Genomic DNA, 3,482 nt, shown 5'->3' with positions numbered 1-3,482 from the left:
TAAGATTGCCATTGCTTCACGAACGCGTACCGGGCAGTGACTCCCTGGCAAAGTACGCCGTCGCTTTTTTTAGAATGTCACGTTCCATCCGCGCTTCGGCCAGTTCTTTACGCAATTGCCGAACCTCGGCCATCAGATCAGACGCGCTGGGCGTTCCTGCCTTGGCGGAGCTGGTTTTGCCTGCCTTACGCGCTTGCGTTACCCAATACGCCAGCGTGCCATGATTCATGTTCAGTCGCGCAGCAGCCTCGACCGCCGAGAATCCTTGCTCAAGCACCAGCTTGATCGCTTCCGCCCGGAATTCCGGCGCATAGCTTTGCGTTACTCTCTTGCTCATTTCTCACCCCTGTTCGCTCAAAGTTTACCAAACAGGCGTGTCTACAGAACTCAGGCTACCTCACCAAACGGCAGCAAACGACAATAGACGGCCTGAAACGCAATAGCAGCAAGCGTTTCAGGGCATTACCAACCGTCTAGAATCGTTTGCTGCCGTTTCTATTTACGCGCTTTTTCAGCACTTTAATCGCACTTTTTCAGCACTTGCCAATCCGCATTATTTCGGAATGACTCACTCAAGACTTGGGTACCGCCCCCGTGCGTCAGCCAAAAAGACTTAAATGTCAACCAGCATTAAGAAGCTGTCTGGTTAATGCCTATCGCAACTTGGCAAGCGTCATTTTGATCATGGCGACGCGCACGAAATTCTCGGCCGTCGCCGTCAGTACCTCGACATCCTTGGCCAGTCGCCGGAAGTTGCCCAGCCAGGCAAATGTCCGCTCCACCACTCATCGCTTCGGTAACACGGCAAAGCCATCCTTGATCTTGGTGGAGATGTGACATTGCCGCTTCAACACCTCCTGTACAAATTTCAATGTCGTACCGCGGTATCCCGCATCAGCTGAGAAGGCTTGCAGCGTCGGCCATTTCTCGACTGTTCGTGCCAACAGGGATGGCGCACCTTTGGTGTCGTGTACGTTGGCCGCATGAACCTGCACATGGAGCAAATTACCCATAATATCCACCACGATGTGCCGTTTTCGCCCCTTGGTTTTTTTGCCCCCGTCGATGCCAATCTCTTCACTTGCGGTCACGGTCTTGACGCTCTGTGAGTCAACGATGCCATAGCTTGGCATGGACTTTTTTTCTCTGGCAGCGATGAGCGCGCGTCAGTTCATCCAGTGCGCGCTCCCAGACTCCTCGCTTGTTCCAGCGGCTGAAATGATCGTACACCGTCTGCCAGGGTGGGAAATCCATGGGCAACATCCGCCACTGACAGCCGCTTTTTGTGAGATAGAGAATTGCATTCACAATCTGCCGCTTGTCGTGTTTGGGAGGCCGTCCGCGGCCGCTCGCCACCTCAAAATGGTGGGCAATGCGGTGCCATTGTTGTTCGCTTAGATCCGTCTGGTAGGTCAATCTAAGTCACATTTCATGCTCAGGGGGCTTGATTCTCTCGCAGTTCGCTTTTCAAGACAGCTTCTAAGATCGCCATTGCTTCACGAACGCGTACCGGGCAGTGACTCCCTGGCAAAGTACGCCGTCGCTTCCTAAGAAACTCCCTCCGATTCAGGTAAGGCTTGCAGCGCATAGCCCAGTGATGCTGCACGATGGGTCAGTTGTTTGAGCACTCGCTCGTGGTAGCGCGCTTCATAGTAGTCCGCACCAGAATCGGCATAGTTCATGCCATAGCGCAGCGCGTGGTAGAACAGTACCGCAATTTTGCGGGCGGTCGCGGTCACCGCTTTGGCCTTTCCAATTCTGGCAGAGATCCTCCGGTAGAACGCCCCCAGCGCTGTTTGGGTTTTGCCAATTGTAGTGGCGGCCAGTCGCAATGCGACGGCAGCGCGACTGGAGGAACGGCGGGTTTTACTCGATAGCACTTTACCACCCGAGATCTTGTTGCCTGGCGCCAGACAGAGCCAGGAAGTGAAGTGCTTGGCACTCGGCCAGCGCGTCATGTCGTTGCCACATTCTGCCACCAGCTTTAACGCCAGGTAGGGACCCATGCCATGAATCTGGGTCAGATCCTGCCCCAGCATGGCATACAGGGCGGCACGGGCATCAAAGGCGAAGCCATTATGTTGCCGCGTGTAGCGATGCCTGGCTTTGGGTGGTGCGGTGTGACAGATAGCCAAGCCATGGAGTACCTGCTCGATATGCTGATCACACAGCGCGACCTGCTCCTGGTAACAGTCATACAGGGTGACCGCCTGCTGCAAGGCGAAGAGGTGCTCAGGCCGGTAGTGGCCGATCAGTGCTTGGCGAATCGTTTCCTCGGAAGCTTTACAGCGGATATCCCGATAGCTGGCCAAGATCTCCGGCCGGCGCTCCCCGGCGAGGATGGCGCGGATGATGTGCATCCCGGTAGCACCTGTCATGTCAGTTACCACGTGTTGCAACTGCAGGTTCATCTGCATCAACGCTTTCTGCATGTGCTGGATGTGGGCGACGGCATATTCCAGCAAGCGTTCACGCTGACGCAGGTAGGCGCGGAGCGCCGTCAGATCCTGGCGCGGCTGGAAGCTGGCCCGTAACAGCCCGAACTGATGCAGCTTTTGCAGCCATTGGGCATCATTCACATCGGTCTTGCGACCGGGGACATTCTTCGCCTCCCGTGCGTTGACCAGGAAGACTTCAAAGCCATGTGCTTCCAATATTTCGTAAGCAGGAATCCAGTACACCCCTGTTGACTCCATCGCTACCGTGCTGATGCCGACTTGCTTGAGCCAGGTGGCCAGCGCGTGAAGATCCTGGGTGAAACTACGGAAGGAGCGTACTGGCTGCTCGTCGCGTTCAGGCGATACTGCGACGACGTGAAATTGTGCGCCGATGTCGATACCGGCGGCATTCGGGTGGACGATGGTCAATTCAGCTGCAGCTGGACGGGTGGGCATGATGATTCTCCGGCAAGACAACGTAAGCCGAAGCGCGGGATGGCGGAATTGTTCACCTTCCTAACCGGGATCCTGCAAAGAGGTCACCACTGTCGAGTCCGCAGGCATCCCTGGACCATGTTTTTTAACGGGGAAAGACCACCAAAAAGCAAACGGCCGCTCGCAACGGTTGCTTCAGTGTAGGTAATCGCGGGGAGTTTCTGTACTGCGGGAGGGGGCGTTACGGCCCCATAGGCGGTTTTTTAGAATGTCACGTTCCATCCGGGCTTCGGCCAGTTCTTTACGCAATTGCCGAACCTCGGCCATCAGATCAGACGCGCTGGGCGTTCCTGCCTTGGCGGAGCTGGTTTTGCCTGCCTTACGCGCTTGCGTTACCCAATACGCCAGCGTGCCCTGATTCATGTTCAGTCGCGCAGCAGCCTCGACCGCCGAGAATCCTTGCTCAAGCACCAGCTTGATCGCTTCCGCCCGGAATTCCGGCGCATAGCTTTGCGTTACTCTCTTGCTCATTTCTCACTCCTGTTCGCTCAAAGTTTACCAAACAGGCGTGTCTACAGAACTCAGGCTACCTCATATCACCCGAGAGTT

The 3,482-nt window shown here is 55.8% G+C and carries 6 protein-coding genes; all 6 read right to left on the bottom strand.

What is annotated here, in order from left to right; genetic code table 11:
- Positions 1-16: 16 nt before the first annotated feature.
- On the bottom strand, positions 17-337 hold the full coding sequence (locus tag EGI20_RS16600; RefSeq protein WP_498632807.1) for a transposase: 321 nt from the start codon (positions 335-337) through the stop codon (positions 17-19).
- A gap of 316 nt (positions 338-653) precedes the next feature.
- A complete protein-coding gene (locus EGI20_RS16595; RefSeq protein WP_498632805.1) occupies positions 654-785 on the bottom strand; it encodes a hypothetical protein in 132 nt (43 codons plus the stop codon).
- Positions 786-1,133, bottom strand: a complete 348-nt coding sequence (locus tag EGI20_RS16590; RefSeq protein WP_498632803.1) for a transposase — start codon at positions 1,131-1,133, stop codon at positions 786-788.
- Entirely contained in the window at positions 1,111-1,416 is a 306-nt protein-coding gene (locus tag EGI20_RS16585) for a transposase (RefSeq protein ID WP_498632801.1), read from the bottom strand. Before EGI20_RS16585 ends, EGI20_RS16590 begins: the two co-directional genes overlap by 23 nt.
- A gap of 131 nt (positions 1,417-1,547) precedes the next feature.
- Positions 1,548-2,894, bottom strand: coding sequence for an IS110 family RNA-guided transposase (locus EGI20_RS16580; RefSeq protein ID WP_498632799.1), 1,347 nt, complete (start codon positions 2,892-2,894; stop codon positions 1,548-1,550).
- A gap of 174 nt (positions 2,895-3,068) precedes the next feature.
- The gene (locus EGI20_RS16575) at positions 3,069-3,404 is read right to left on the bottom strand and encodes a transposase (RefSeq protein WP_498632797.1); all 336 of its coding nucleotides are present in this window, start codon (positions 3,402-3,404) and stop codon (positions 3,069-3,071) included.
- Between the last annotated feature and the right edge of the window lie 78 nt (positions 3,405-3,482).

The organism is Aquitalea sp. S1-19, assembly GCF_024343515.1.
The sequence above is the reverse complement of the archived record's forward strand: the minus strand, read 5'-3'. Positions and strand labels throughout refer to the sequence as shown.